This window comes from Stutzerimonas chloritidismutans AW-1, assembly GCF_000495915.1.
Taxonomy (GTDB): domain Bacteria; phylum Pseudomonadota; class Gammaproteobacteria; order Pseudomonadales; family Pseudomonadaceae; genus Stutzerimonas; species Stutzerimonas chloritidismutans.
The window spans coordinates 1-26,312 of record NZ_AOFQ01000050.1 but is presented as its reverse complement, the minus strand read 5'-3'; the positions used below and the strand labels follow the sequence as shown (position 1 = coordinate 26,312).

Here is a 26,312-nt window from a genome sequence, read left to right as displayed (position 1 = left end):
TATGAGTGAACTGCTGTTACCTGTCACCGAGCGACTGCTGACACCTGGCGGCCTGGGTATCGATGACCTGCCAGGCTTGCTCGGTGAACTCGCCGGGCCCGGCGTGGATGCGGCGGACCTGTACTTTCAGGATCAGGTTTCCGAGTCTTGGGTACTCGAGGATGGCATCGTCAAGGAGGGCGGCTTCCATCTGGAGCAGGGGGTCGGCGTGCGCGCACTGTCCGGCGAGAAAACCGGTTTCGCCTACAGCAACGCGATCACTGCCGATGCATTGCGTCAGGCGGCTCAGGCTGCACGCTCCATCGCGCGCAGCGGCCAGCAAGGCCAGGTCAAGGTTCTGACCAGGGCGGCATTCGCGCCGTTGTACGCGCAGGACAATCCGCTCGACGGGCTCGGCCGTGCCGAGAAGGTCGAGCTGCTCAAGCGCATCGACGTCGCGACAAGGGCGCTGGACCCTCGCATCAAGCAGGTGACCGTAAGCCTGGCGGGCGTCTGGGAGCATATCCTGGTGGCCGGAATGGACGGTGGTATGGCAGCCGATATCCGCCCTCTGGTGCGTTTCAACGTCAGCGTGATCGTCGAGCAGAACGGCCGCCGCGAGCGCGGTGGCCAGGGTGGCGGCGGGCGTACCGGCTACCAGTACTTCCTCACCGAGGATCGCGCCATGGGCTACGCCCGCGAGGCATTGCGTCAGGCGCTGGTCAACCTCGAAGCGGTGTCGGCACCGGCCGGTTCCTTGCCGGTCGTTCTTGGGCCTGGCTGGTCCGGCGTGCTGTTGCACGAGGCCGTCGGCCATGGCCTGGAGGGTGATTTCAATCGCAAGGGCAGCTCGGCCTACAGTGGCCGGATCGGGCAGAAGGTGGCGTCCAGCCTGTGCACCATCGTCGATGACGGTACCCTGGCGGATCGCCGAGGTTCGCTCAGCGTCGATGACGAAGGTACGCCGACCCAATGCACCACGCTGATCGAGAACGGCATTCTCAAGGGTTATATCCAGGACAAGTTAAACGCCCGCCTTATGGGCGTGGCGCCGACCGGTAACGGCCGCCGCGAGTCTTACGCGCATCTACCGATGCCGCGCATGACCAACACCTACATGCTGGCCGGCGAAAGCGATCCGCAGGAAATCATTCGCTCGGTGAAGAAGGGCATCTACTGCGCCAGCCTCGGCGGCGGTCAGGTCGACATCACCAGCGGCAAGTTCGTCTTCTCCACCAGTGAGGCCTATCTGATCGAGGACGGCAGGATCACCGCGCCGGTGAAGGGCGCGACGCTGATAGGCAATGGCCCCGAGGTGATGAACCGGGTGTCGATGGTCGGTAACGACCTGGCGCTCGACAGCGGTGTCGGCACCTGTGGCAAGGATGGGCAGTCGGTGCCGGTGGGCGTCGGCCAGCCGACCCTGAAGATCGACGAGATAACCGTAGGCGGAACGGGTGCGTGAAGCCGCGGCGAGTGCCAGCCGCGAGCTTCAAGGCTAGGGGTTGAGGTACGGGTTGAGATTGCCGTCAACGCAAGCCGCGTTTGGCTTCGTCCAGTTCGCGGATGTACTTGAATATCTTGCGGCTGGCGGCCGGCGGCTTGTCGCGCGCCGCCTCGTGCTGGGCGTGGCGGATCAGCCCGCGCAGATGCTGGCGGTCGGTCTCGGGGTATTCGGTTACGAACGCTTCCAGGGTGGCGTCGTCACCGCCGATCAGACGGTCGCGCCAGCGCTCCAGCGCATGGAAGCGCTCGTTGTATTGGCGCGTCGAGGCGTCCAGTTGATCGACCAGCGCGAGAATGGCATCGACATCCTGGTCGCGCATCAGCTTACCGATGTACTGGATGTGCCGTTTGCGCGCGATATGCGCCTTGTGTTTCGGCGCGTCGACCAGCGCCTTCTGCAACGCGTCGCTCAGCGGCAGGCGAGCGATGAGGTCAGGCTTGAGGGTAGTTAGCCGCTCGCCTAGCTCCTGCAGGGCAAGCAGCTCGCGTTTGACCTGGGACTTGCTTTTTTCGTCGAAATCGTCGGCGTCGGAGTGTTCAGACATGGGGATGGTCCACTAGGAAATGCCGCCATGATAACAGCAGCCCTGGCAGCAGGCTTCAGAGGAGCGGCGCCAGGTTGCAACTTGATTCGATTGCAGTGGTTTGGGAGTGCTTATGAGTGAAGTAGAGGGCATCGGCCCGCACGCGCTGCCCGGTTTGCGCGAGAAGGTCGAGCGCATCATCGAGGAAGCGCGCCGGCAGGGCGCCAGCGCCAGCGAGGTTTCGGTCTCCATGGAGCAGGGGCTGTCGACCACAGTGCGTCAGCGCGAGGTGGAGACGGTCGAGTTCAATCGCGACCAGGGCTTCGGCATCACGCTCTATGTCGGCCAGAGCAAAGGCACTGCGAGCACCACCGGCAGTGGTGACGACGCCATCCGTGAAACCGTAGCCGCCGCGCTGGCCATCGCCAGGCATGCCTCGGAGGACGAATTTGCTGGCCTCGCTGACGCTACGCTGATGGCTCGCGAGCTTCCCGATCTCGATCTTTACCATCCGTGGGCGGTCACCCCCGAACAGGCCATCGAGCAGGCGCTCAGCTGTGAAGACGCCGCGTTCGCCTTCGATCAGCGTATCCGCAACGCAGACGGCACTACGCTAAATACCCATCAGGGCTGCCGCGCCTATGGCAACAGCAACGGCTTCATCGGGGGCTATTGCAGCAGCCGTCACAGCCTGAGTTGCGTGATGATCGCCGAGAGCGAAGGGCAGATGCAGCGTGACTATTTCTACGACGTCAATCGCATCGGCGAGGCGCTGCTCGACCCGCAGACCATCGGCCGGCGTGCAGCCGAGCGTGCCGTGCGACGTCTGGGCGCGCGCCCGGTTCCTACCTGCGAAGTGCCGGTACTTTTCGCCCCCGAGCTGGCGACCGGTCTGTTTGGCCACTTCATTGCAGCGATTTCCGGCGGAAATCTCTACCGCAAGGCGTCCTATCTCGAGGATGCCCTGGGGCAGACGCTGTTTCCCGAGTGGCTGAGCCTCGATGAGCGTCCGCACATTCCCCGTGCCCTCGGTAGTGCCAGCTACGATGGCGATGGCCTGGCAACCTATGCCAAGCCGTTCGTGGAAAACGGTCGCTTGCTCTCCTATGTGCTTTCGACCTATTCCGGACGCAAGCTCGGTATGCCCAGTACGGCCAACGCCGGGGGTGTGCACAACCTGTTCGTCAGCCATGGGGAAGAGGATCAGGCGGCGTTGATCCGGCGCATGGGCCGAGGCCTGCTGGTAACGGAGCTGATGGGACAGGGCCTGAATCTGGTGACCGGCGACTATTCTCGTGGCGCCGGCGGCTACTGGGTCGAGAATGGCGAGATCCAGTTCCCGGTACAGGAAGTAACGATTGCCGGAAATCTGCGCGACATGTTCCGCCAGATCGTGGCGGTCGGTTGCGATGTGGAAACGCGCGGCAACGTGCGGACCGGCTCGGTGCTGGTCGAGCGAATGATGGTCGCTGGCAAGTAAGGTAGGCGCGGCGCGGTCGGCAACGATTCGCGCCGCTGTGGCAAGGTGGTCTACTCGCCTTCTTCGAAATAGTCGTCGATCAGCGCGGTCAGCGCGTTCAGTGCGTCCTCTTCCTGTTCACCTTCGGTGTCCAGGTGCACGGTGGTGCCTTTGCTGGCGGCGAGCATCATGACCGCCATGATGCTCTTTCCGTCGACCAGCGTGGCCGGACAGCGGCCAACGCGAATCTTGCAGGGGTAGCGATTGGCAACGGCGACGAACTTGGCGGCAGCGCGCGCGTGCAGGCCGAGTTTGTTGATGATGGTGACTTCGCGGGCGGGCATGGTGCAGGTATTCCTAGGCGAGGTCCCGATGACGGACCTGCAGGTTCTTCAGCGGTTCTCTCAACGCCTGGCCTAGCCGCTCGGCCAGGTAGACCGAGCGATGATGGCCGCCGGTGCAGCCGATGGCGATGGTGACATATGCGCGGTTGCTGGCTGCAAAGCGCGGTAGCCATTTGCTCAGATAGCCGTGGATATCCTGGAACATTTCTTCCACGTCGGCCTGGGCGCTGAGGTAGTCGATCACCGGCTGGTCTAGCCCGGAAAAGTCGCGAAGCTCGGCTTTCCAGTAAGGGTTGGGCAGGCAACGTACGTCGAACACGAGATCGGCATCGACCGGCATCCCGCGCTTGAAACCGAATGACTCGACCAGAAAAGCGGTGCCCGGCTCAGGCTTGTTGAGCAAGCGCAACTTGAGCACGTCGCGCAGCTGATAGAGATTGAGATGGGTGGTGTCAATCTTCAGGTCGGCGTGATCGATGATCGCTGCGAGCAGCAACTCCTCATCATGGATCGCTTCGGCCAGAGAGCGGTTCTCGTTGGTCAACGGATGGCGGCGGCGGGTTTCAGAGAAGCGCTTGAGCAGGGTCTCATCGTCGGCATCCAGATAGAGCACATCGCACTGGATGTGCCTGGCGCGGACTTCTTCGAGTAGCTCGGGGAAGCGCTTGAGCTGGCTGGGCAGGTTGCGCGCGTCGATCGACACAGCGACCTGCGGATGCAGCAGCTCAGTGTGCAGCAGGGCGCGCTCGGCAAGCTCAGGCAACAGTCCGGCAGGCAGGTTGTCGATGCAATAGAAACCGTTGTCCTCGAGCACGTTCAGTGCAGTGCTCTTGCCCGAACCCGAGCGTCCACTGACGATGATTAGCCGCATCTATGCCCCGTTCTGCACGTCGACCACTACCTGGTAGAGGCTTTCGTTGCTCGGCGCCTGGCGCAGTCGTTGGCGTACGTCTTCGCGGTCGAGCATGCTGGCGATCTGGCGCAGCAGTTCGAGATGCTCGTCGGTGGCGGCCTCCGGTACCAGCAGGACGAACAGCAGGTCCACCGGCGCGCCGTCGATGGCGTCGAAATCCACTGGCGTCTGCAGGCGCAGAACGGCGCTCAGCGGCGCATTGCAGCCAACCATGCGGCAGTGCGGGATGGCGATGCCGTTGCCGAAGCCGGTCGAGCCGAGCTTCTCGCGCGCGATCAGGCTTTCGAAGATGGTCTGGGAGTCGAGATCGATAAGGTCCTGGGCGATCACCTTGGCGATCTGTTCCAGGACGCGCTTCTTGCTACCGCCCGGGACGTTCACCAAGGAACGCCCGGGGGTGAGGATGTTTTCGAGTCGGATCATATTGGAGTCAGCGGGTGACAGCGCCCTGTGTGTGGTCGAGCTGCTTCTCCTTGTGCTTGATCAACTGGCGATCGAGCTTGTCGACCAACAGGTCGACGGCAGCGTACATGTCTTCGTGATCGGCGATGGCCACGACTTCGCGGCCTGCGACGTGCAAGGTTGCTTCGGCTTTCTGCTTGAGTTTCTCGACCTGGAGGATCACCTGAACGCTGATGATGCGGTCGAAGTGGCGAGCAAGCCGATCGAATTTTTCCTCGATGTAGTCACGCAGGGCATCGGTTACTTCCAGATGAACACCGCTGATGTTGACTTGCATACTGCTATCTCCTTTGCCTTGTACGAAGAGCAGGTTGGTAGGCCTGCCGCCGGGACAGTTCGACCAGGGGCCGATCACAGTAGACGCTTGCGCTCGCTGGATGGTGCGATACCAAGCGACTCGCGGTACTTCGCAACTGTGCGGCGGGCCACCTGGATGCCCTGCGCTTCCAGTAAACCAGCGATCTTGCTGTCGCTCAACGGCTTTTTCTGGTTTTCCGCGGCGACCAGTTTCTTGATGATCGCGCGGATCGCGGTGGACGAACATTCGCCGCCTTCAGCCGTGCTGACGTGGCTGGAGAAGAAGTATTTGAGTTCGTAGATGCCGCGTGGCGTGTGCATGTATTTCTGCGTGGTCACGCGGGAGATGGTCGACTCATGCATGCCCACCGCCTCGGCGATGTCGTGCAGTACCAGAGGCTTCATCGCCTCGTCACCATGCTCGAGGAAGGCGCGCTGGTGTTCGATGATCTGAGTCGCCACCTTCATCAGGGTCTCGTTGCGGCTGAGCAGGCTCTTGATGAACCAGCGCGCTTCCTGCAGCTGGTTGCGCATGAAGGTGTTGTCCGCGCTGGAGTCGGCGCGTTTGACGAAGCCGGCGTATTGCGCGTTGACGCGAAGGCGCGGCATGGCTTCCTGATTCAGCTCGACCAGCCAGCGATCATTGTGCTTGCGCACGATCACGTCGGGCACCACGTATTCCGGTTCGCTCGCCTCGATCTGCGACCCCGGGCGCGGGTTCAGGCTCTGGATCAGTTCGATGACCTGGCGCAGGTCGTCTTCCTTGATCTTCATTCGCCGCATCAGCAGGCTGTAATCCCGGCTGCCGAGGATGTCCAGATAGTCGCTGACCAGACGCTTCGCTTCGCTCAGCCATGGTGTGCGGTCGGGCAGTTGGCGCAGCTGCAAAAGCAGACACTCACGCAGGTCACGTGCGCCGATGCCGGCCGGTTCGAATTGCTGGATACGACGCAGAACGACCTCGACCTCGTCGAGTTCGATTTCCAGCTCGGGATCGAACGAGTCGACGATTTCCTGCAGCGTCTCTTCGAGATAACCCTGTTCATTGATGCAGTCGATGAGGGTGGTCGCGATCAGCCGGTCGGTGTCGCTCATTGGCGCGAGGTTGAGCTGCCACAGCAGATGGCTCTGCAGGCTTATGCCGCTCGATGTCCGGCTGGTGAAATCCCACTCGTCGTCATCGTTGCTGGGCAGGCTGCTGGCGCTGGTCTGGTAGATGTCTTCCCAGGCGGTGTCGACCGGAAGCTCGCTGGGAATCCGCTCGCCCCAGTCGCCGTCGCTGTCGTCCAGGCTGTCACTGCTATGAGAGGGCTCCTCGTAGGTGCTTTCCTGGCTGCTGCTCTTCTCGGTGACGGTGTCGCCTGGCCGTTCAGCGGCCTCGGCCATAGGGTCGGAGCTGTCGAAGTCGTCTCCGTCTTCTTCGCGCTCGAGCATGGGATTGGAGTCCAGCGCCTCCTGGATCTCCTGTTGCAGATCGAGGGTGGATAGCTGGAGGAGCCGTATGGCCTGTTGCAGCTGCGGTGTCATCGTCAGCTGCTGGCCCATCTTCAGGACTAGCGATGGTTTCATGGCAGAGGACTTCGAACCTTTTATGCCGGCGCAACCGCGCCCATTCCGACATGCCGTGCGCGGGGCGCCGGCAGAAAGCAAATTATATGCCTGCCGATGAAGCCTTTGCCTAGAGCCGATTTGCCGAGCCGAGCAAAAAATCCGCCTTACAGGCGGAATTCGTGGCCCAGATAGACTTCCTTGACCAGCTGATTGCTCAGGATGGTCTGCGCATCGCCCTCGGCAATCAGTTGCCCGTCGTTGACGATGTAGGCCGTCTCGCAGATATCCAGGGTCTCGCGGACGTTGTGATCGGTGATCAGCACGCCGATGCCCTTGGCCTTGAGGTGATGGATGATCTGCTTGATATCGCCCACTGAAATCGGGTCCACACCGGCAAAGGGTTCATCTAGCAGGATGAACTTCGGTGCGGTGGCCAGTGCGCGGGCAATCTCCACGCGGCGTCTTTCACCTCCAGAGAGGCTCATGCCGAGGCTGTCGCGGATATGGTTTATATGGAATTCCTGCAGTAGGCCTTCCAACGCCTGCTGACGGCCGTTGCGGTCCAGATCCTTGCGGGTCTCGAGAATGGCCATGATGTTGTCGGCGACCGAGAGCTTGCGAAAGATCGAGGCCTCCTGTGGCAGGTAGCCAATGCCGGCCCGTGCGCGCCCGTGCATCGGCAGGTGGGTGACGTCGTCCTGATCGATCAGCACGCGGCCCTGGTCGGCATTCACCAGGCCGACGATCATGTAAAAGCAGGTGGTCTTGCCGGCGCCGTTGGGGCCGAGCAGGCCGACGATCTGCCCGCTTTCAATGGACAGGCTGACATCGCGCACGACCTGCCGGCTCTTGTAGCTCTTGGCCAGATGCTGGGCTTTGAGAACGGCCATTACTCGGGCTGCTCCGCAGCCTGACCGTTTTTACGCGGCTGGATCACCATGTCCACGCGCGGGCGCGGCGTGGTGACATCGGCATTGGTGGCGCGACCGGCGTTGACGATCTGCCGACGGGTGTCATAGACGATCTTCTCGCCTTCGAAGGTGTTGCCTTCCTGAACGACCTTGGCCTGATCGATGAGCACGATCCGCTCGTTGGCGGCGAAATACTGGATGGTCAGGCCGTAGGCTTTGACGATCTCCTTGTCCACCGCAGGCTTCTGCTCGTAGTAGGCCGGCTTGCCGATGGAGGTGAAGACTTCGACGTCGCCGTTGTCATCCTGGGTAATGGTCACCGTGTCGCCGGTGATCTTCATCGTGCCCTGGGTGATGACCACGTCGCCGCGGTAGACCGCCACGCCCTGTCGGTCGTCCAGTTCGGCGGTGTCGGCTTGAACGCGGATTGGTTGTTCACGATCCTCGGGAAGCGCCCAGGCGCTGGCGCCAAGCCAGAATGCGCTCAAACCGAGCAGGAGGGGGAGAGTCTTAACGCAGCTCATGCTGGCCTCTTACGTTGGACAGCAGGAGCATCCTGCCGTCATCCATGTACGCTTTCATGCCGGTTGCCGTGGTCACGCCATTGGCGGCCTCGATTCTAACGGCTTGGTTTGTCTCGGCATAATCCTTCTCCGGCCACACCGTCAGGCGGCTGGTGGTCAGGATCGTCGGGCGCCCCTTGGCGTCGGTGCGCTCGACCTTGACCTGATCGATCAGCAGCACCTCGTCGCCTTCGGCCGATACTTCGCCGCGCTCACTACGCACGTGCCACGGCAGTTCGGTGCCGCGATAGGACAGCAGATCCGGTTTGGTCAGCAGGCTGATGTCGCTCGCCTTGATGTGCTCGAGTTTGTCTGCGGTCAGTTCGTAGTTGCGCTTGCCGTCGGGCTGATATTGCACCGTGCGGGATTTGATCACATAGAAGTCGACATCAGGCGTTGCGCCACTGGCGACGGACGGCTCCTGCATGAAGCTTTCCGGCCGGATGTTCCAGTAGCCGACCGCCACCAGCAGGGCGGCGATCAGCGTCAGCAGGACAGCGAAGCGCATTTTGCGAAGCATGCAGACCCCTACAGATATGCGTTTTGCGCGGCGGCCAGGGTGCCCTGCGCGCGCATGATCAGTTCGCAGAACTCGCGTGCCGCACCCTTGCCACCGCGGGCCAGGGTAACGCCGTGGGCATGTTCACGAACGAAGGTGTCGGCGCTGGCCACGGCCATGCCGAGGCCTACGCGGCGTATCACCGGCAGATCAGGCAGGTCGTCACCGAGATAGGCTACTTCAGAGTAGCTCAGGCCAAGTTCGGTCAGCAGTTCGTCGAGCACGACCAGCTTGTCCTCGCGCCCCTGATAAAGGTGCTGGATACCGAGGTTCTGCGCTCGACGCTCTACCACGGGCGTCTTGCGCCCGCTGATGATCGCGGTGCGCACGCCGGAGTTGATCAGCATCTTGATGCCGTGGCCGTCCAGTGTGTTGAACGTCTTGAACTCGCTGCCGTCGGTCAGGAAATAAAGGCGGCCATCGGTGAGCACACCATCGACGTCGAAGATCGCTAGGCGAATGTCGCGGGCGCGTTGCAGCAGGTGTTCGTGCATTACATCACCCCCGCGCGCAGGAGGTCGTGCATGTTCAGCGCACCAATCGGCAACTCCTGGTCATCGACGACTACCAGCGAACTGATCTTGTGGTCTTCCATGATCTTCAGAGCCTCGGCGGCGAGCATCTCGGCATGGGCGGTCTTGCCGTGTACGGTCATGATCTCGTCGATGCGCGTCTGGCGCACGTCGACTCCCTTGTCCAGCGCACGGCGCAGATCGCCGTCGGTGAAGATGCCGGCGAGTCGTCCGTCCGCTTCGACGATGACGGTCATGCCCAGGCCCTTCTGCGTCATTTCCAGCAGGGCGTCGCGCAGCGATGTGCCGCGCGGAACCCTCGGCAAGCGCTCGCCGGTATGCATGACGTGCTCGACTTTCAACAGCAGGCGGCGGCCCAGCGCGCCGCCCGGGTGAGAGAAGGCGAAATCTTCAGCAGTGAACCCACGAGCCTCGAGCAGCGCGATAGCCAGGGCATCGCCGAGCACCAGGCTGGCAGTGGTGGAGGAGGTCGGCGCGAGGTTCAGCGGGCAGGCTTCGATGGCGACGCTAGCGTCCAGATTCACCGCAGCGGCCTTGGCCAGTACCGAGTTGGGGTTGCCGGTCATGCTGATCAGGGTGATGCCGAGCCGCTTGATCAGCGGTAACAGGGTGACGATCTCGCTGGTGGTGCCGGAGTTGGAAAGGGCGAGGACCACGTCGTCCTGAGTGATCATGCCCATGTCGCCATGGCTGGCCTCGGCGGGGTGCACGAAGAAGGCAGCGGTGCCGGTGCTGGCCAATGTGGCGGCGATCTTGCGGCCGACGTGCCCGGATTTGCCCATGCCAACCACGACCACTCGGCCCTTGCAGCCAAGGATCAGCTCGCAAGCCTGCACGAAATCGGCATCGATACGTGCGTTCAACTGCTCAACCGCTTCTATTTCCAGGCGGATGGTGCGTTGCGCGGTTTCGATCAATTGGCTGCTCTGGCTCATGGCTGGCGAGGTCGTCCGATTAAAAGGCGGGGATTATAGCGAGAATCCGTTGCGGGCTCATGGAAAATGTCGGCACATCACTGTGGGTCGGCACAATCAATTTGATCAGCCTGAGCTGAACCGAAGCTGAACGGGGCGTCGCTCGTCATCTGCCGAAACGCTCATCGGTTGGGCGGCCTCTGGCGCGATGCTATAGTGCGCCGCCGAAAACGGTCAGGGCAGAAAGTATCCCAGCGTCATCGGGAGCCGTCTGTTTCGCAGACTGCATGCAAGGAGACCAGATGAGCGCCTGCAATGACTTCGCCGTCGAGCTGAAGGGAGTGACCTTCAAGCGAGGCGAGCGCAGTATTTTCAACGATGTCGATATCGCCATACCGCGAGGGAAGGTTACGGCCATCATGGGGCCGTCCGGTTGTGGCAAGACGACGCTGCTGCGCCTGATCGCTGCGCAGCTGATGCCGTCGCGTGGTGAAGTCTGGGTGGCGGGAAATAATCTGCCGAGCCTCTCGCGCAGCGAGCTGTTCGACATGCGCAAGCAGATGGGTGTGCTGTTCCAGAGCGGGGCACTGTTCACCGATCTCGACGTGTTCGAGAACGTTGCGTTTCCGCTGCGGGTGCATACCAAGCTCCCAGACGAGATGATCCGCGACATCGTGCTGATGAAGCTCGAAGCGGTAGGGCTACGTGGCGCCATCGAACTGATGCCCGACGAGCTGTCCGGTGGTATGAAGCGGCGTGTCGCGCTGGCGCGGGCGATTGCTCTGGATCCGCAGATTCTGATGTATGACGAACCCTTCGCCGGGCAGGATCCGATTGCGATGGGCGTTCTCGTGCGGCTGATTCGCCTGCTCAACGACGCGCTGGGCATCACCAGTATCGTGGTCTCGCACGATCTGGCCGAAACCGCGTCCATTGCTGACTACATCTACGTGGTTGGCGATGCCCAGGTGCTTGGCAAGGGCACGCCGGCGGAGCTGATGGAGTCGAACAATCCGCGCATCAGGCAATTCATGACGGGCGCAGCCGACGGGCCGGTGCCATTCCATTTTCCTGCACCGGCCTATGCCGACGATCTACTGAGAGGCACCGATGCGTAAGCGTTCGTTGTTGGATCGGATTGCCCTGCTCGGTCGCGCCGGACTGGATGTGCTGGCAGCCCTGGGGCGCTCGACGATATTTCTCGTGCATGCGCTGTTCGGGCGAAGCGGGCTGCGTAACGGTTTTTCGCTGCTGGTCAAGCAGCTCTATTCGGTTGGTGTGCTGTCACTGGCCATTGTAGTTGTCTCCGGCATCTTCATCGGCATGGTGCTGGCGCTGCAGGGCTACAACATTCTCAGCAGCTACGGCTCCGAGCAGGCGGTTGGGCAGATGGTCGCACTGACGCTGTTGCGCGAGCTCGGTCCGGTGGTTACTGCGCTGCTGTTCGCCGGGCGTGCCGGCTCGGCTCTGGCGGCCGAGATTGGCAACATGAAGTCGACCGAGCAGCTCTCGAGCCTGGAAATGATCGGAGTCGATCCGCTCAAGTACATCATCGCTCCGCGCCTCTGGGCCGGTTTCATCTCGCTGCCGCTGCTGACGCTGATCTTCAACGTGGTCGGTATCTGGGGCGGAGCGATGGTGGCGGTGGAGTGGCTCGGTGTCTACGAAGGCTCGTTTTGGGCCAACATGCAGAACAGTGTCGACTTCAGTTCCGATGTGCTCAACGGCGTTATCAAGAGCGTCGTCTTTGCGCTGGTAGTGACCTGGATCGCCGTGTTCCAGGGCTACGATTGCGACCCGACCTCCGAAGGTATCAGCCGTGCCACCACCCGGACTGTGGTTTACGCCTCGCTGGCGGTGCTCGGCCTCGATTTCATTTTGACCGCGTTGATGTTTGGAGATTTCTGATGCGTATCCGCACACTGGAAATGGGTGTCGGGCTGTTCCTGCTTGCCGGGCTGCTGGCCTTGCTGCTGCTGTCACTGCGTGTCAGCGGGCTGAGCGTCACTGATGCCGACACTTACAAGCTGTATGCCTATTTCGACAATATTGCCGGATTGACTGTCCGATCCAAGGTGACCATGGCTGGCGTGACCATCGGCAAGGTCACCGCGATCGACCTGGATCGTGACAGCTACACCGGACGAGTCACGCTGGAAATCCAGCAGGATGTCGACATCCTGCCGGCCGACTCGACGGCTTCGATCCTTACCGCAGGGCTGCTGGGTGAGAAGTACATCGGCATCAGCGTCGGCGGTGAGGAGGAGTTGCTCGCGGATGGCGACACCATTCAGGACACCCAGTCCTCGCTGGTGCTCGAGGATCTGATCGGCAAATTCCTGCTCAACTCGGTTAACAAAGATTGAAGGAGATGCACATGATGACTGCCTTGCGCCGCGGCCTGCTGATTCTGTTGGCCGTTCTGCCCATGTTCTCCCACGCTGCGCTGACAGCCCACCAGGTCATTCAGCAGACCACCGATGAGTTGCTGGCCGATCTGAAGGCCAACAAGGAGCAGTACCGCAACGATCCGGCGGCTTTCTATGACTCGCTGAACGAGATTCTCGGCCCGGTCGTCGATGCCGAAGGCATCTCGCGCAGCATCATGACCGTCAAATATTCGCGCAACGCCTCGCCTGAGCAGATGACGCGCTTCCAGGAGAATTTCAAGCGCAGCCTGATGCAGTTCTATGGCAACGCCCTGCTGGAATACAACAACCAGCAGATCCGCGTGCTGCCGTCGAGCGGCAAGGCTGATGACAAGCGCACCAGCGTCGGCATGGAGGTGGTAGGGCGCCAGGGCGAGATCTATCCGGTGTCCTACACCATGGTCAACGCCGGCGAGTGGCGAGTGCGCAATGTGATCATCAATGGCATTAACATTGGCAAGCTGTTCCGCGATCAGTTCGCCGATTCCATGCAGCGTAACGGCGGCGATCTGGATAAGACCATCGATGGTTGGGCCGAGGTGGTGGCGCGCGCGAAGGACACCGAAGCCGGGCAGCAGGCTGCTGGCGATGAGTGAGGCGCGTATCGAGCGTGGTGCCGAAGGCGAACTGCGCCTGATCGGCGTGCTCGACTACAGCAGCGGACCCGCGCTGCGCGAGGCCGGGCGAGCGCTGATCGCGGACAGCCGCTCGGCACTTATGCTGGATTGCTCGGCGGTCGAGCGGTCCAGCAGTGTCGGGCTTTCTCTCCTGCTGGCGTTCATTCGCGATGCCAAGGCCGCCGGCGTCGAACTGCGCGTCACTGCGTTACCTGACGATATGGAAAAGATTGCCAAGGTGTCCGGCTTGCTGGATATCCTGCCGCTGGAAGCATCCCGGGTCTGAAAGGAATAGCCGTATGAAACTGCGCTGGGCGGAAGAGCTGCGCGATAGCGTGCATGAGCTGGCCGAATCGCTGGGCAATCTGCTGGTCGAGACGTTCCACTACCTGGCGCTGTTTGCGATCGGCGCGGTGACGGCCTGGGCGGCGGTCATGGCCTTTCTCGGCATGGTCGAGAAGGGCCATATCACGGTCGATGACATCCTGCTGCTGTTCATCTACCTGGAGCTGGGTGCGATGGTCGGGATCTATTTCAAGACCAACCACATGCCGGTGCGATTCCTGATCTACGTGGCGATTACCGCGCTGACCCGCCTGTTGATCTCCGATGTTTCCCACCACCATCGTCCTGACATGGGCGTGGTCTACGTATCCGGTGCGATCCTGCTTCTGGCGTTGGCGATTCTGGTGGTGCGCTTCGCCTCCTCACGCTTTCCCGCCGTGCAAAGCGATAGCGGTCGGCCACGCCATTCGCGTAGCCGTGACCAGGGCGCCGAGACGCTCGATTGAGACATCTGCGTTGGTTCGGCGAGGTTCGGGGTTCGCAGCCTTCGGGCTTTTTTGTATGATGATCGGCCCGTGCGCGTCCTGCGCCGATCGAGGTTGAACATGCAGGCCCAAGAAGTGAAGAATTTCCTGGAAGAGAAGATTCCAGGTGCCCAGGTAGAAGTGGAAGGCGAAGGCTGCAACTTCCAGCTCAACGTGATCAGTGACGAGCTGGCCGGTCTGAGCCCGGTCAAACGCCAGCAGCAGATCTACGCCCACCTCAACCCCTGGATCGCCGACGGCAGCATTCACGCCGTCACCATGAAGTTCTTCAGTCGCGTCGACTGGGCCGGGCGCGCCTGATCGCTGGCGGCCAGCACCTCCACTCATTCCAGGCAGAGCGCGTCGAATTGACTGCGCCGCCCCCTTCGGCAGTGCTTACAGCCTGCGGCTTACGGGAATACTCATGGACAAACTGATCATTACCGGCGGTATTCGCCTCGATGGCGAGATTCGCATTTCCGGTGCGAAGAACTCAGCCCTGCCGATTCTGGCCGCCACTTTGTTGGCCGACACCCCTGTCACGGTATGCAACCTGCCGCACCTGCACGACATCACCACGATGATCGAGCTGTTCGGTCGCATGGGCGTGCAGCCGGTCATCGACGAAAAGCTCAGTGTCGAAGTGGACGCCAGCAGCATCAAGACGCTGGTTGCGCCCTATGAGCTGGTGAAGACCATGCGCGCCTCGATCCTGGTGCTCGGCCCGATGGTCGCGCGTTTTGGCGAAGCCGAAGTTGCCTTGCCCGGCGGTTGCGCCATTGGCTCGCGGCCGGTCGATCTGCACATCCGTGGTCTCGAAGCCATGGGCGCGCACATTGACGTCGAAGGTGGCTACATCAAGGCCAAGGCGCCTGCCGGTGGATTGCGTGGTGCGCATTTCTTCTTCGATACGGTAAGTGTGACCGGTACCGAAAACATCATGATGGCCGCCGCGCTGGCCAACGGCCGCAGCGTGCTGGAAAACGCCGCGCGTGAGCCCGAGGTGGTTGACCTGGCCAACTTCCTCAACTCCATGGGTGCTAAGGTTTCCGGTGCTGGCACCGACACCATCACCATCGATGGGGTTAAACGTCTTGGCGGTGGTCGTTACAGCGTGATGCCCGACCGTATAGAAACCGGGACCTATCTGGTCGCGGCGGCTGCCACTGGTGGCCGTGTTCGCTTGAAGGATACCGACGCAACGCTGCTCGAAGCTGTGCTGCATAAGCTGGTTGAGGCTGGCGCGCATATCGACACCGGTAGCGACTGGATCGAGTTGGACATGAAGGGCAAGCGGCCAAAGGCAGTCAACGTGCGGACTGCGCCATACCCCGCGTTTCCGACCGACATGCAGGCGCAGTTCATTGCGCTGAACGCCATTGCCGAAGGCACCGGCACGGTGATCGAGACCGTTTTCGAGAATCGCTTCATGCACGTCTACGAGATGAACCGCATGGGCTCGCAGATACTGGTCGAAGGCAATACCGCCATTGTCACCGGCGTCGAGCGTCTCAAAGGTGCGCCGGTCATGGCGACCGATCTGCGCGCGTCGGCAAGCCTGGTCATCGCCGGCCTGGTTGCCGAGGGCGATACGCTGATCGATCGCATCTACCACATTGATCGTGGCTACGAGTGCATCGAAGAGAAGCTGCAGCTGCTGGGCGCGAAGATTCGCCGCGTGCCTGGCTAGGTTTTCGCGAGACGGATGGCTAGCGGGCCCTGGACTATCAAGGGCCCACCCGAGGTTCCAAAGGAAATGTGCTCCATGCTTACCATCGCCCTGTCCAAAGGCCGCATCCTCGACGATACCCTGCCGCTGCTCGCCGCAGCCGGCATCGTGCCCACCGAGAACCCGGACAAGAGCCGCAAGCTGATCATCCCGACCACTCAGGATGATGTGCGTCTGCTGATCGTCCGCGCTACCGACGTGCCCACCTATGTCGAGCATGGTGCGGCCGATCTCGGCGTCGCCGGCAAGGATGTGCTGATGGAGTACGGCGGCCAGGGGCTGTACGAGCCACTCGATCTGCGCATCGCCAACTGCAAGTTGATGACCGCCGGCAAGGTCGGTGCGCCGGAGCCCAAGGGCCGCCTGCGCGTGGCGACCAAGTTCGTCAATGTCGCCAAGCGCTACTACGCCGAGCAGGGCCGCCAGGTCGACATCATCAAGCTGTACGGCTCGATGGAGCTGGCGCCGCTGGTGGGGCTGGCGGATAAGATCATCGACGTCGTCGACACCGGCAACACCCTGCGTGCCAATGGCCTAGAGCCCCAGGAACTGATCGCACACATCAGTTCGCGGCTCGTGGTGAACAAGGCTTCGATGAAGATGCAGCATGCGCGCATCCAAGCGCTGATCGATACCCTGCATACGGCGGTTCAGCAGCATCAGCATTGATGCGTTTCGCGGTCCCCACCGCGCCTGCCTATCCGTGCCATAGCTGAAATTCTCAGGTGCCCGCACGGTGGGCTTGATATTCTAGCGGCGCCTGAGAATCCGGCCGGTGCTTCGTGCCATTGCAACGAAGCCGGCCGCTTCCGATGCCTAGCCAACCATGAGGCCCGCTATGACCGCTCCCTCCGCCATTCGTCGACTCAACGCTGCCGATGCCGACTTCGCACGTCATCTGGATCATCTGTTGAGCTGGGAAAGCGTTTCCGACGATGGCGTAAACGAGCGAGTGCTGGAGATCATCAAGGCTGTGCGCGAGCGCGGCGATGCGGCGCTGGTCGAGCTGACCCAGCGCTTCGATGGACTACAGGTCGCCTCCATGGCTGATCTGATCCTGCCACGCGCACGTCTGGAGCAGGCCCTCGAGCGGATTACCCCGGAACAGCGCGAGGCCCTCGAAATTGCTGCCGAGCGGGTGCGCAGCTATCACGAGCGGCAGAAACAGGACTCCTGGACCTATACCGAAGCCGACGGCACGGTGCTGGGGCAGAAAGTCACCCCGCTGGACCGCGCCGGTCTCTACGTGCCGGGCGGCAAGGCATCCTATCCATCGTCGGTGCTGATGAACGCCATTCCGGCCAAGGTTGCTGGTGTGCCGGAAGTGGTCATGGTCGTGCCTACCCCGCGTGGCGAGCTCAATGAGTTGGTGCTCGCGGCGGCCTGCATTGCCGGCGTCGATCGGGTCTTCACCATCGGTGGCGCTCAGGCGGTCGCGGCGCTGGCCTACGGCACGGAGAGCGTGCCTCCAGTGGACAAGATCGTCGGCCCCGGAAACATCTATGTGGCTACCGCCAAACGCCATGTGTTCGGCAAGGTCGGCATCGACATGATCGCCGGCCCGTCGGAAATCCTGGTGGTCTGCGACGGCCAGACCGACCCGGATTGGATCGCCATGGACCTGTTCTCCCAGGCCGAGCATGACGAGGATGCCCAGTCGATTCTGGTCAGCCCGGATGCCGCCTTCCTTGATCGCGTCGCCGAAAGCATCGCCCGCCTGCTGCCGACGCTGGAGCGTGCCGATATCGCCCGTACCTCCATCGAAGGCCGTGGTGCGCTGATTCAGGTGGCCGACATGCAGCAGGCGATCGATGTCGCCAACCGCATCGCGCCTGAGCACCTGGAGCTTTCGGTCGCCGAGCCGGAGCAATGGCTGCCGCAGATTCGGCATGCCGGCGCGATCTTCATGGGGCGTTACACCGCCGAGGCGCTGGGCGATTACTGCGCTGGCCCGAACCACGTGCTGCCGACCTCGGGCACGGCGCGCTTCTCCTCGCCGCTGGGTGTGTATGACTTCCAGAAGCGCTCGTCGATCATCAATTGCTCGGCCGAGGGTGCCTCGACGTTGGGCAAGGTGGCATCGGTGCTGGCGCGCGGCGAATCGCTGACCGCGCATGCGCGCAGCGCCGAGTACCGCATCAAGAGCTGACGCTGGGCGGCCGGCACGGACTGGCTCATGCCCGTTCGCCGTCGCCACTCGGCAAGGCGTTTTGAACTATCGCCTCACGACCAACCGATCACTTTCGAGGAGAGAAGGGCAGATGAGCAAATTCTGGAGCCCTTTCGTCAAGGACCTGGTGCCCTATGTGCCGGGTGAGCAGCCCAAGCTGAGTAAGCTGGTCAAGCTCAACACCAACGAGAACCCCTATGGTCCGTCGCCGCGCGCGATTGCCGCGATGCAGGCCGAGCTCAACGACAATCTGCGGCTTTATCCCGACCCGAACGGCGAGCGGCTGAAGCAGGCGGTGGCCACCTACTACGGCGTGCAGCCGGCACAGGTATTCGTTGGTAACGGCTCGGACGAAGTACTCGCCCATGCGTTCCATGGCCTGTTCCAGCATGGCCAGCCGCTGCTGTTCCCTGATATCAGCTACAGCTTCTACCCGGTGTATTGTGGGCTGTATGGCATCGCCTACGAAACCGTCGCGCTCGATGAACAGTTCCAGATCGATGTGGCCGATTACAACCGGCCGAACGGCGGCATCATCTTCCCCAACCCGAATGCGCCGACTGGCTGCCTGCTTCCACTTCAGGCGATCGAGCAGCTATTGCAGGCGAACACTGAATCCGTGGTGCTGGTCGATGAGGCCTATGTGGATTTCGGCGGTGAGTCTGCCATCGCATTGGTGGACCGTTATCCGAATCTGCTGGTGACGCAGACGCTGTCCAAGTCGCGTTCGCTGGCCGGCCTTCGTGTGGGTCTGGCAGTCGGCCATCCGGATCTGATCGAGGCGCTGGAGCGGATCAAGAACAGCTTCAATTCCTACCCGCTGGACCGTATCGCCATCGCCGGCGCGGCGGCGGCGTTCGAGGATCGCGCCCATTTCCAGCAGACCTGTCAGCAGGTCATCGACAGTCGCGAGGCGGTAGTCACGGCTATGCAGGGGCTGGGGTTCGAGGTTCTGCCATCGGCGGCGAACTTCATTTTCGCACGTCATCCGCAGCGCGATGCGGCCGCGATAGCCGCGAGCCTGCGCGAGCAGGGCGTGATCGTGCGGCACTTCAAGCAGCCACGTATCGAGCAGTTTCTGCGTATCACCATCGGTACGCCGGAGCAGAATCAGGCGCTGTTGGCTGCGCTCGGCTGACGCTGAGTCTGGTTCGGGCAGGCTTACTGCCTGCCCTTGCCGATCAAGTGGTGGAGGGGGCGCAGCATGTTGCTGCATTTCACTCTTTTGGCAGGAGCGTCATCGCTATTTCGGCGCCGCGTTCACCGGTGGTCGCATGCCAACTTCGGCGGTAAGGGTCAGCGGCTTGCCATTGCGCAGGATGTCGATGTCGATATTCTCGCCTGGGCGCGCGCGTGCGACCTGATTCATCGAGCTGCGTCCGTCGGCCGACTGCACCCCGTCGATGCTCAGGATCAGGTCGCCTGGCTGAAGTCCGGCGCGTGCCGCCGGGCCGTCGCGGTAGACACCGGCCACCACGATTCCCGGTCGTCCCTCCTGACCAAAGGACTCGGCAAGCTCCTGGGTCAGCGACTGCACCTCCACGCCCAGCCAGCCACGGATCACCTGGCCGTGCTCGATGATCGACTTCATCACTTCCAGAGCCAGCTTTACCGGAATCGCGAAACCGATGCCCTGGGAACCGCCAGACTCGGAAATGATGGCGGTATTGATGCCGATCAGGTTGCCGCCGGCATCCACCAGCGCGCCGCCCGAGTTGCCGCGGTTGATTGCAGCGTCTGTCTGGATGAAATCCTCATAGGTATTCAGGCCCAGCTGGTTGCGACCAGTGGCGCTGATGATGCCCATGGTGACCGTCTGGCCAACACCGAAGGGGTTGCCGATCGCCAGGGTGACGTCGCCGACGCGTATGCGATCGGAATGGCCGAGCGTGATGGCCGGCAGGTCGGCCAGGTCGATCTTCAGCACAGCAAGGTCGGTCTCGGGATCGCTGCCAATCACCCGGGCCAGCGTTTCCCGGCCATCCTTGAGGGCCACGACGATCTGCTCGGCGTTGGCGGTCACATGGTTGTTGGTCAGCAAGTATCCTTCGGAACTCATGATTACCGCAGAACCGAGGCTCGACTCCATGCGCCGTTGCCTCGGCAGGTTGTCACTGAAGAAGCGTTGAAACAGCGGGTCCTTGGACAGCGGTTGCTGCTCGGTCTTCTCGATGACCTTGGTGGTGTAGAGGTTGGCGACTGCTGGCGCAGCGGCCGCCACCGCGTTGGCGTACGAATAAGGGCCCTGCTGCGGTGCGCTGGCGACCAGCGGTGCCTGCTGTAGACCGATGTCGTGCTCCTTGACACCCACCAGCTGCGGGTAACGCTGGATGATCAGCAGTGCTACGAGCAAGCCGACCAGCAACGGCCAGCCGAGAAAACGTAGGGCATTGAACATCGCGCAGGGGTCCGGACAGAGTTGCGGGCGCGGGGAGCGCCCCTTAAGGTGGCGGCATTATACGAAGCTCCAACTGAAATGCAGCTTCATGTGTGCATGATTTGCCGTGGCGGTTCGACGAGAAATCTATCGAGCCGTGTCTCACCTACCAAGAGGTTGCCATGACTGTTGCGCTCACTGCCCTGGTTCAGGAAGCAGACCGGTATCTGGATGCCGCGAGGATTGCCGATTACTGCCCCAATGGTCTGCAGGTCGAAGGGCGTCCTCAGGTGGCGCGGATCGTCAGCGGTGTGACGGCCAGCCAGGCATTACTGGATGCGGCAGTCGAGGCGGGCGCCGATGTGGTCCTGGTCCACCATGGGTATTTCTGGAAAAACGAAGATGCCCGCGTCGTCGGCATGAAGCAGCGCCGCCTGAAAACACTGCTAAGCAACGATATCAGCCTGCTGGCGTACCACCTGCCACTCGATGTCCACCCCGAGGTCGGCAACAACGCCCGACTGGGCGCCCTGCTCGGTCTTAGCATCGAAGGTCCGCTGGAGCCGGGCAATCCGCGTTCGGTGGGGTTGGTTGGTTCGCTCGAGAAGCCGCTGACGCCTGCCGATTTCATGCATCGAATCCATGAGGTGCTCGGACGGGAGCCACTGATGGTTGCCGGCAACGGCTCGATTCGGCGCGTTGCCTGGTGCACAGGTGGTGCACAGGGCTATATCGATCAGGCTGTGGCGGCCGGAGTGGACGCCTATATCACCGGCGAAATCTCCGAGCCCACGGCACATATCGCGCGTGAAAATGGCCTGAGCTTCTTCGCTGCCGGCCATCATGCGACAGAGCGCTATGGGATCCGTGCGTTGGGTGAGTACCTGGCAAGTCGCTTCGGCATCGAGCACCAATTCATCGATTGCCCAAACCCCGCGTAAAGCTTGCTCTACAAGCGCAGTGAGTCGTGCAGCCCCCCCATTTCACGGTTCCGTGGCATGGCGGAGAGTCGATATAAATCTATAGCTTTTAGGTCTAAAAGGCGGCCTGATTAGAATTGAAGGTCGTGTTAGAGTTGCGCCCATTCCACGGCCGGCCGGCCGTCCATCTGCCAAATCGTGAGTAGCCATGGTCGACAAACTGACGCATCTGAAACAGCTGGAAGCGGAAAGCATCCATATCATTCGTGAGGTCGCTGCAGAGTTCGGCAACCCGGTGATGCTGTATTCCATCGGCAAAGATTCGGCCGTAATGCTGCACCTGGCGCGCAAGGCCTTCTTCCCTGGCAAGCTGCCGTTCCCAGTGCTGCATGTCGACACGCGCTGGAAATTTCAGGAGATGTACAGCTTCCGCACCAAGATGGTCGAGGAGATGGGCCTTGAGCTGATCACCCACATCAACCCCGACGGTGTGGCGCAGGACATGAACCCCTTCACCTACGGAAGTGCCAAGCACACCGATGTGATGAAGACCGAAGGGCTCAAGCAGGCGCTGGACAAGTACGGTTTCGATGCCGCCTTCGGTGGTGCCCGTCGCGACGAAGAGAAGTCTCGCGCCAAGGAGCGTGTCTACTCCTTCCGTGACAGCAAGCACCGCTGGGACCCGAAGAACCAGCGCCCCGAGCTGTGGAATCTCTACAACGGCAAGGTCAAGAAGGGCGAGTCGATCCGCGTGTTCCCGCTCTCCAACTGGACCGAGCTGGATATCTGGCAGTACATCTACCTCGAGCAGATCCCGATCGTGCCGCTGTACTTCGCTGCCGAGCGGGAAGTCATCGAGAAGAACGGCACGTTGATCATGATCGACGATGAGCGCATTCTCGAGCACCTCACCGATGAGGAAAAAGGGCGCATCGAAAAACGCATGGTCCGCTTCCGCACCCTCGGTTGCTATCCGCTCACCGGTGCGGTCGAGTCGACCGCGACCAGCCTGCCGGAAATCATCCAGGAGATGCTCCTGACCCGTACTTCCGAACGTCAGGGGCGCGTCATCGACCATGACGCCACCGGCTCGATGGAAGAAAAGAAACGCCAGGGTTATTTCTAAGGAAGCGCACCATGAGCCACCAATCCGAATTGATCAGCGAGGACATCCTCGCCTACCTGGCGCAACACGAGCGCAAGGAACTCCTGCGCTTCCTGACCTGCGGCAACGTCGATGACGGCAAGAGCACGCTGATCGGCCGTCTGCTGCACGATTCGAAGATGATCTACGAGGACCATCTCGAAGCGATCACTCGCGACTCCAAGAAGGTTGGCACCACTGGCGAAGACGTCGATCTGGCGCTGCTGGTCGATGGGCTGCAGGCCGAGCGCGAGCAAGGCATCACCATCGATGTGGCCTACCGCTATTTCTCCACCGCCAAGCGCAAGTTCATCATTGCCGATACTCCTGGCCATGAGCAGTACACGCGCAACATGGCGACCGGCGCGTCGACCTGCGACCTGGCGATCATTCTGGTCGATGCCCGTTACGGCGTGCAGACCCAGACCAAGCGTCACAGCTTCATTACCTCGTTGTTGGGCATCAAGCATATCGTCGTCGCCATCAACAAAATGGACCTGATGAACTTCGATCAGGACGTGTTCGAGAAGATCAAGGCCGACTACCTGGCATTTGCCGATCGCATCGAGCTCAAGCCGTCGTCTCTACACTTCGTGCCGATGTCGGCGCTGAAGGGCGACAACGTGGTCAATCGCAGCGAGCGCGCGCCTTGGTACGAGGGGCAGTCGCTGATGGAGATTCTCGAGAGTGTCGAGATCGCCGGCGACCGTAACTTCGACGACCTGCGCTTCCCGGTGCAGTACGTCAACCGCCCGAATCTGAACTTCCGTGGCTTCGCCGGCACCCTGGCCAGCGGTATCGTGCGCAAGGGCGACGAGATCGCCGTGCTGCCGTCCGGCAAGACCAGCCGTGTCAAATCCATCGTCACCTTCGATGGCGAGCTGGAGCAGGCGACGCCGGGTGAAGCCGTCACCCTGACGCTGGAAGACGAGATCGATGTTTCGCGCGGCGACATGCTGGTACATGCGGACAGTCGTCCGCGTATCGCCGACAGCTTCGATGCGATGCTCGTCTGGATGGGCGAAGAGCCGATGCTGCCGGGCAAGAAATACGACATCAAGCGTGCCACCAGCTACGTGCCGGGCTCCATTGCCAGCATCGCCCATAAGGTCGATGTGAACACCCTGGAAGAGGGGGCTGCGAGCAGTCTGCAGCTCAACGAGATCGGTAAGGTCAAGGTCAGCCTGGACGCGCCGATCGCCCTTGATGGCTACGCGCAGAACCGCACCACCGGCGCCTTCATCGTCATCGATCGCCTTACCAATGGCACCGTCGGCGCCGGCATGATCATCGCCGACCCGGTTGCCCATGGATCGGGCGGCCATCACGGCGCGCTGGCTCATGTGTCTACCGAAGAGCGCGCCACTCGCTTCGGCCAACAACCGGCGACCGTGCTGTTTACCGGCCTTTCCGGCGCCGGCAAGAGCACGCTGGCTTATGCGGTGGAGCGCAAGCTGTTCGATATGGGCCGCGCAGTTTACGTGCTCGATGGCCAGAACCTGCGCCACGATCTCAACAAGGGCCTACCGCAGGATCGCGCCGGCCGCACCGAAAACTGGCGCCGTGCCGCCCATGTGGCGCGCCAGTTCAACGAGGCGGGTCTTTTGACCCTGGCAGCATTCGTCGCGCCGGATGCCGAAGGACGCGAACAGGCCAAGGCGCTGATTGGTGCTGATCGGGCCATTACCGTCTATGTCCAGGCCTCACCGCAAACCTGCCAGCAACGTGACCCGCAAGGTCTGTATGCGGCGGGCGGCGACAACATTCCCGGCGAATCCTTCCCCTACGATGTGCCGGGCAATGCCGATCTGGTGATCGACACCGAGTCGCTGACGGTGGAAGAGGGTGCCAAGCAGGTTATTGATCTGTTGCGTCAGCGTGGTGCGATCTAAGCAGTCGCGGTAACAAAAACGCCCTGCAGATGCAGGGCGTTTTTGTTTATAGCGGTTGCTTTGCTTGCGTAGGAGGCGCGCCCTCGCGGCGAACGCAGGCTATCAGCCTGCCGATATCGCCAGCTATCAGTCGCGAACCACGTACTTAATAATCTCCACCACCTGCTCTGTGGTGGTAGCCCAAGCCATGGCGGCTGCGTCGACTTCCTTCAGGGGATGCACGAGGTCGTCGCCATGGAGCGTCACATAAGGCTTGCCCAGGGCTGCGCAGTAACCAGCGTCGAAGGCGGCGTTCCATTGCTTGTACTTGTCGCCGAAGCGCACCACCACCAGATCTGCTTGTTGGATCAGCGTCTTGGTGCGGATCGCGTTTACCTTGGACGACTTATGGTCGCGCCAGAACCCATTAGGCTCGGCGCCCAGGCAATCGCCGGCGGCATCGCTGGCTTCGTGATCCGTTACGGCGGAAGTGAAGACTACATCGAGTCCGGCGGCCTTAGCGCCGCGCTCGATTTCATCGCGCCAATCGGTATGGATCTCGCCGGACAGGTAAACGGTAAATGGCATGGTTCCTCCTAAATATCTTGCTGCTTGCGATATGCCTCGCAGGCAAAGAGGGACCGATGCTAGCCCAGCACCTGCGTGAGGGCCAGCGATAGCCCGTCAATGCCTTACGTAGGTTGAATTAGCCGAAGGCGTAATCCGACGTTCGTGAGGGTGGGTGCGGTTTCGACGTTGGGCGATGGATGCAGCCGGTTCGGTGTAAACGACGGAAGCGCCTTCGGCGATTCCATCTTACGGAAAGGGATGCAACAGGCCGCAAGCAGCACGCTTGGCTCTTGGCAATACAAGCTCCGGATCGCCCGCCCAGTCGGCAGGGTACAGCCCGGCACGAACGTCGCGGTGAAAGCTCGAATAGGGCCAGTCCTCAACGCGCTGAACCAGGCCATGCTTGAGCGGGTTTACATACACATAATCCATATGTCGCCGGAAATCGGCTTCGTTACGGATGAGGTGTTCCCAATAACGGCGCTGCCAGATACCCCGCTCGCCGCGATGCAGGCGTACAGCCGAACGGTATTCGTCCAGGGGCAAGGCGCGGCTGAAGAACGTTTTGATCAAGCGCCAACGCAGCGAATAGTCCGCATCGCCCGGCGGTAGTGTCCAGACGCAATGCATATGCTCGGGTAAAACTACCCAGGCATTGATAGTAAAGGGATGGAGTCGATGCACGCGCCGGACGGCAGTACGCAGAACATCGATGTGTTGCACCAGTAAATCATTGCCGCGCCGCTCAAGAAGATTCACCGTAAAAAACCAGCTCGCCCCTGGGGCCAGGGCGCGACGATAGTTAGGCATCCTTGCCCCCTCGACGTATTAATGAGCCAAAAGTGTAAGTTGGATCAGCCGTCGGAGGTGTGGCCCAGTCGCGGTAAACGAAGGAAGCGCCTACGGCGATTCCATCTTACGGAAAGCGGTTCGCCGCCCCGCGATGTCCAGGCAACGTAGGTTGGATTAGCCGAAGGCGTAATCCGACGTTCGAGTGGGTGGGTGCGGTTGCGGTGTTGGGGCGGTGGATACAGTCGGTTCGCGGTAACCGACGGAAGCGCCTTTGGCGATTCCATCATACGGATGCCGATCCGCCGTACCGCGATGTTCAGTCGAGGTAGGTTGGATTAGCCGAAGGCGTAATCCGACGTTCGAGTGGGT

At 61.6% G+C, this 26,312-nt stretch carries 30 protein-coding genes; 16 read left to right on the top strand and 14 right to left on the bottom strand.

Features of this window, described 5'->3' with window-relative positions; translation table 11 throughout:
- Position 1 precedes the first annotated feature (1 nt).
- Positions 2–1,444 carry a metalloprotease TldD gene (gene tldD / locus F753_RS40150; protein ID WP_023445920.1) on the top strand — a complete coding sequence of 481 codons (1,443 nt, stop codon included), beginning with the start codon at positions 2–4 and terminating at the stop codon, positions 1,442–1,444.
- 64 nt (positions 1,445–1,508) lie between these two features.
- Here the strand turns inward: tldD and yjgA are convergent, their stop codons facing one another.
- The gene (yjgA, locus tag F753_RS40145) at positions 1,509–2,030 is read right to left on the bottom strand and encodes a ribosome biogenesis factor YjgA (protein ID WP_023445919.1); all 522 of its coding nucleotides are present in this window, start codon (positions 2,028–2,030) and stop codon (positions 1,509–1,511) included.
- A 112-nt stretch (positions 2,031–2,142) separates the two neighbouring features.
- Here yjgA and pmbA point away from each other — a divergent pair, with 112 nt between their 5' ends.
- The gene (gene pmbA, locus F753_RS40140) at positions 2,143–3,489 is read left to right on the top strand and encodes a metalloprotease PmbA (protein WP_023445918.1); all 1,347 of its coding nucleotides are present in this window, start codon (positions 2,143–2,145) and stop codon (positions 3,487–3,489) included.
- Positions 3,490–3,539: 50 nt separating this feature from the next.
- Here pmbA and F753_RS40135 read toward each other — a convergent pair whose 3' ends face one another.
- The 10 genes from F753_RS40135 to F753_RS40090 all read right to left on the bottom strand — a co-directional run bounded on the left by F753_RS40135 (position 3,540) and on the right by F753_RS40090 (position 10,536).
- The gene (locus F753_RS40135; RefSeq protein WP_014821387.1) at positions 3,540–3,812 is read right to left on the bottom strand and encodes an HPr family phosphocarrier protein; all 273 of its coding nucleotides are present in this window, start codon (positions 3,810–3,812) and stop codon (positions 3,540–3,542) included.
- A 13-nt stretch (positions 3,813–3,825) separates the two neighbouring features.
- Positions 3,826–4,683, bottom strand: a complete 858-nt coding sequence (rapZ, locus tag F753_RS40130) for an RNase adapter RapZ (protein WP_014821386.1) — start codon at positions 4,681–4,683, stop codon at positions 3,826–3,828.
- The gene (ptsN, locus tag F753_RS40125; RefSeq protein WP_014821385.1) at positions 4,684–5,148 is read right to left on the bottom strand and encodes a PTS IIA-like nitrogen regulatory protein PtsN; all 465 of its coding nucleotides are present in this window, start codon (positions 5,146–5,148) and stop codon (positions 4,684–4,686) included.
- Positions 5,149–5,155: 7 nt separating this feature from the next.
- Positions 5,156–5,464, bottom strand: coding sequence for a ribosome hibernation-promoting factor, HPF/YfiA family (gene hpf / locus F753_RS40120; RefSeq protein WP_003302844.1), 309 nt, complete (start codon positions 5,462–5,464; stop codon positions 5,156–5,158).
- 74 nt (positions 5,465–5,538) lie between these two features.
- Positions 5,539–7,053: an RNA polymerase factor sigma-54 gene (locus F753_RS40115; RefSeq protein WP_031297981.1), complete on the bottom strand. Its 1,515-nt coding sequence runs from the start codon at positions 7,051–7,053 to the stop codon at positions 5,539–5,541.
- A gap of 146 nt (positions 7,054–7,199) precedes the next feature.
- On the bottom strand, positions 7,200–7,925 hold the full coding sequence (gene lptB, locus F753_RS40110; protein WP_003302842.1) for an LPS export ABC transporter ATP-binding protein: 726 nt from the start codon (positions 7,923–7,925) through the stop codon (positions 7,200–7,202).
- Positions 7,925–8,470, bottom strand: coding sequence for a lipopolysaccharide transport periplasmic protein LptA (gene lptA, locus F753_RS40105; RefSeq protein WP_003302840.1), 546 nt, complete (start codon positions 8,468–8,470; stop codon positions 7,925–7,927). Before lptA ends, lptB begins: the two co-directional genes overlap by 1 nt.
- Entirely contained in the window at positions 8,457–9,029 is a 573-nt protein-coding gene (lptC, locus tag F753_RS40100; RefSeq protein ID WP_031297976.1) for an LPS export ABC transporter periplasmic protein LptC, read from the bottom strand. The genes lptA and lptC overlap by 14 nt, the downstream gene beginning before the upstream one ends.
- Before the next feature lie 8 nt (positions 9,030–9,037).
- Entirely contained in the window at positions 9,038–9,562 is a 525-nt protein-coding gene (locus F753_RS40095) for a KdsC family phosphatase (protein ID WP_023445914.1), read from the bottom strand.
- Complete coding sequence (locus F753_RS40090; protein WP_023445913.1) at positions 9,562–10,536, bottom strand: KpsF/GutQ family sugar-phosphate isomerase; 975 nt, start codon at positions 10,534–10,536, stop codon at positions 9,562–9,564. Before F753_RS40090 ends, F753_RS40095 begins: the two co-directional genes overlap by 1 nt.
- Positions 10,537–10,817: 281 nt before the next feature.
- On the opposite strand from F753_RS40090, the gene F753_RS40085 reads away from it, so the two are divergent.
- The 11 genes from F753_RS40085 (at position 10,818) to hisC (ending at position 19,407) form a co-directional block, all read left to right on the top strand.
- Complete coding sequence (locus F753_RS40085; RefSeq protein WP_023445912.1) at positions 10,818–11,633, top strand: ATP-binding cassette domain-containing protein; 816 nt, start codon at positions 10,818–10,820, stop codon at positions 11,631–11,633.
- Positions 11,626–12,423: a lipid asymmetry maintenance ABC transporter permease subunit MlaE gene (gene mlaE, locus F753_RS40080; protein ID WP_003302833.1), complete on the top strand. Its 798-nt coding sequence runs from the start codon at positions 11,626–11,628 to the stop codon at positions 12,421–12,423. Before F753_RS40085 ends, mlaE begins: the two co-directional genes overlap by 8 nt.
- On the top strand, positions 12,423–12,881 hold the full coding sequence (gene mlaD / locus F753_RS40075) for an outer membrane lipid asymmetry maintenance protein MlaD (protein WP_014821378.1): 459 nt from the start codon (positions 12,423–12,425) through the stop codon (positions 12,879–12,881). Before mlaE ends, mlaD begins: the two co-directional genes overlap by 1 nt.
- Positions 12,882–12,892: 11 nt before the next feature.
- Positions 12,893–13,540, top strand: coding sequence for an MlaC/ttg2D family ABC transporter substrate-binding protein (locus tag F753_RS40070; protein ID WP_023445911.1), 648 nt, complete (start codon positions 12,893–12,895; stop codon positions 13,538–13,540).
- Positions 13,533–13,847 (top strand): STAS domain-containing protein, encoded by a 315-nt coding sequence (locus tag F753_RS40065; protein ID WP_023445910.1) that lies wholly within the window; start codon positions 13,533–13,535, stop codon positions 13,845–13,847. Before F753_RS40070 ends, F753_RS40065 begins: the two co-directional genes overlap by 8 nt.
- A gap of 13 nt (positions 13,848–13,860) precedes the next feature.
- Positions 13,861–14,352, top strand: coding sequence for a phosphate-starvation-inducible protein PsiE (locus F753_RS40060; protein WP_003302828.1), 492 nt, complete (start codon positions 13,861–13,863; stop codon positions 14,350–14,352).
- 99 nt (positions 14,353–14,451) lie between these two features.
- Positions 14,452–14,691 carry a BolA family protein gene (locus F753_RS40055; RefSeq protein WP_003302826.1) on the top strand — a complete coding sequence of 80 codons (240 nt, stop codon included), beginning with the start codon at positions 14,452–14,454 and terminating at the stop codon, positions 14,689–14,691.
- Positions 14,692–14,794: 103 nt separating this feature from the next.
- Positions 14,795–16,060 (top strand): UDP-N-acetylglucosamine 1-carboxyvinyltransferase, encoded by a 1,266-nt coding sequence (murA, locus tag F753_RS40050; protein ID WP_023445909.1) that lies wholly within the window; start codon positions 14,795–14,797, stop codon positions 16,058–16,060.
- A gap of 75 nt (positions 16,061–16,135) precedes the next feature.
- The gene (gene hisG, locus F753_RS40045; RefSeq protein WP_003302822.1) at positions 16,136–16,768 is read left to right on the top strand and encodes an ATP phosphoribosyltransferase; all 633 of its coding nucleotides are present in this window, start codon (positions 16,136–16,138) and stop codon (positions 16,766–16,768) included.
- A gap of 169 nt (positions 16,769–16,937) precedes the next feature.
- Entirely contained in the window at positions 16,938–18,248 is a 1,311-nt protein-coding gene (hisD, locus tag F753_RS40040; protein WP_023445908.1) for a histidinol dehydrogenase, read from the top strand.
- 112 nt (positions 18,249–18,360) lie between these two features.
- Complete coding sequence (gene hisC / locus F753_RS40035; protein ID WP_023445907.1) at positions 18,361–19,407, top strand: histidinol-phosphate transaminase; 1,047 nt, start codon at positions 18,361–18,363, stop codon at positions 19,405–19,407.
- 105 nt (positions 19,408–19,512) lie between these two features.
- Here the strand turns inward: hisC and algW are convergent, their stop codons facing one another.
- Entirely contained in the window at positions 19,513–20,667 is a 1,155-nt protein-coding gene (algW, locus tag F753_RS40030) for a Do family serine endopeptidase AlgW (RefSeq protein WP_023445906.1), read from the bottom strand.
- 161 nt (positions 20,668–20,828) lie between these two features.
- Here algW and F753_RS40025 point away from each other — a divergent pair, with 161 nt between their 5' ends.
- From F753_RS40025 to cysN, 3 genes are all read left to right on the top strand, one after another.
- On the top strand, positions 20,829–21,587 hold the full coding sequence (locus tag F753_RS40025) for a Nif3-like dinuclear metal center hexameric protein (RefSeq protein ID WP_023445905.1): 759 nt from the start codon (positions 20,829–20,831) through the stop codon (positions 21,585–21,587).
- A gap of 187 nt (positions 21,588–21,774) precedes the next feature.
- Positions 21,775–22,692 (top strand): sulfate adenylyltransferase subunit CysD, encoded by a 918-nt coding sequence (cysD, locus tag F753_RS40020; RefSeq protein WP_023445904.1) that lies wholly within the window; start codon positions 21,775–21,777, stop codon positions 22,690–22,692.
- Positions 22,693–22,703: 11 nt separating this feature from the next.
- Positions 22,704–24,602: a sulfate adenylyltransferase subunit CysN gene (cysN, locus tag F753_RS40015; RefSeq protein WP_023445903.1), complete on the top strand. Its 1,899-nt coding sequence runs from the start codon at positions 22,704–22,706 to the stop codon at positions 24,600–24,602.
- A gap of 126 nt (positions 24,603–24,728) precedes the next feature.
- On the opposite strand, the gene F753_RS40010 is transcribed toward cysN, so the two are convergent.
- Together F753_RS40010 and F753_RS0125100 are read right to left on the bottom strand one after the other, a co-directional pair.
- Complete coding sequence (locus tag F753_RS40010; RefSeq protein ID WP_023445902.1) at positions 24,729–25,169, bottom strand: YtoQ family protein; 441 nt, start codon at positions 25,167–25,169, stop codon at positions 24,729–24,731.
- A 228-nt stretch (positions 25,170–25,397) separates the two neighbouring features.
- Entirely contained in the window at positions 25,398–25,961 is a 564-nt protein-coding gene (locus F753_RS0125100) for an REP-associated tyrosine transposase (RefSeq protein WP_031297970.1), read from the bottom strand.
- Between the last annotated feature and the right edge of the window lie 351 nt (positions 25,962–26,312).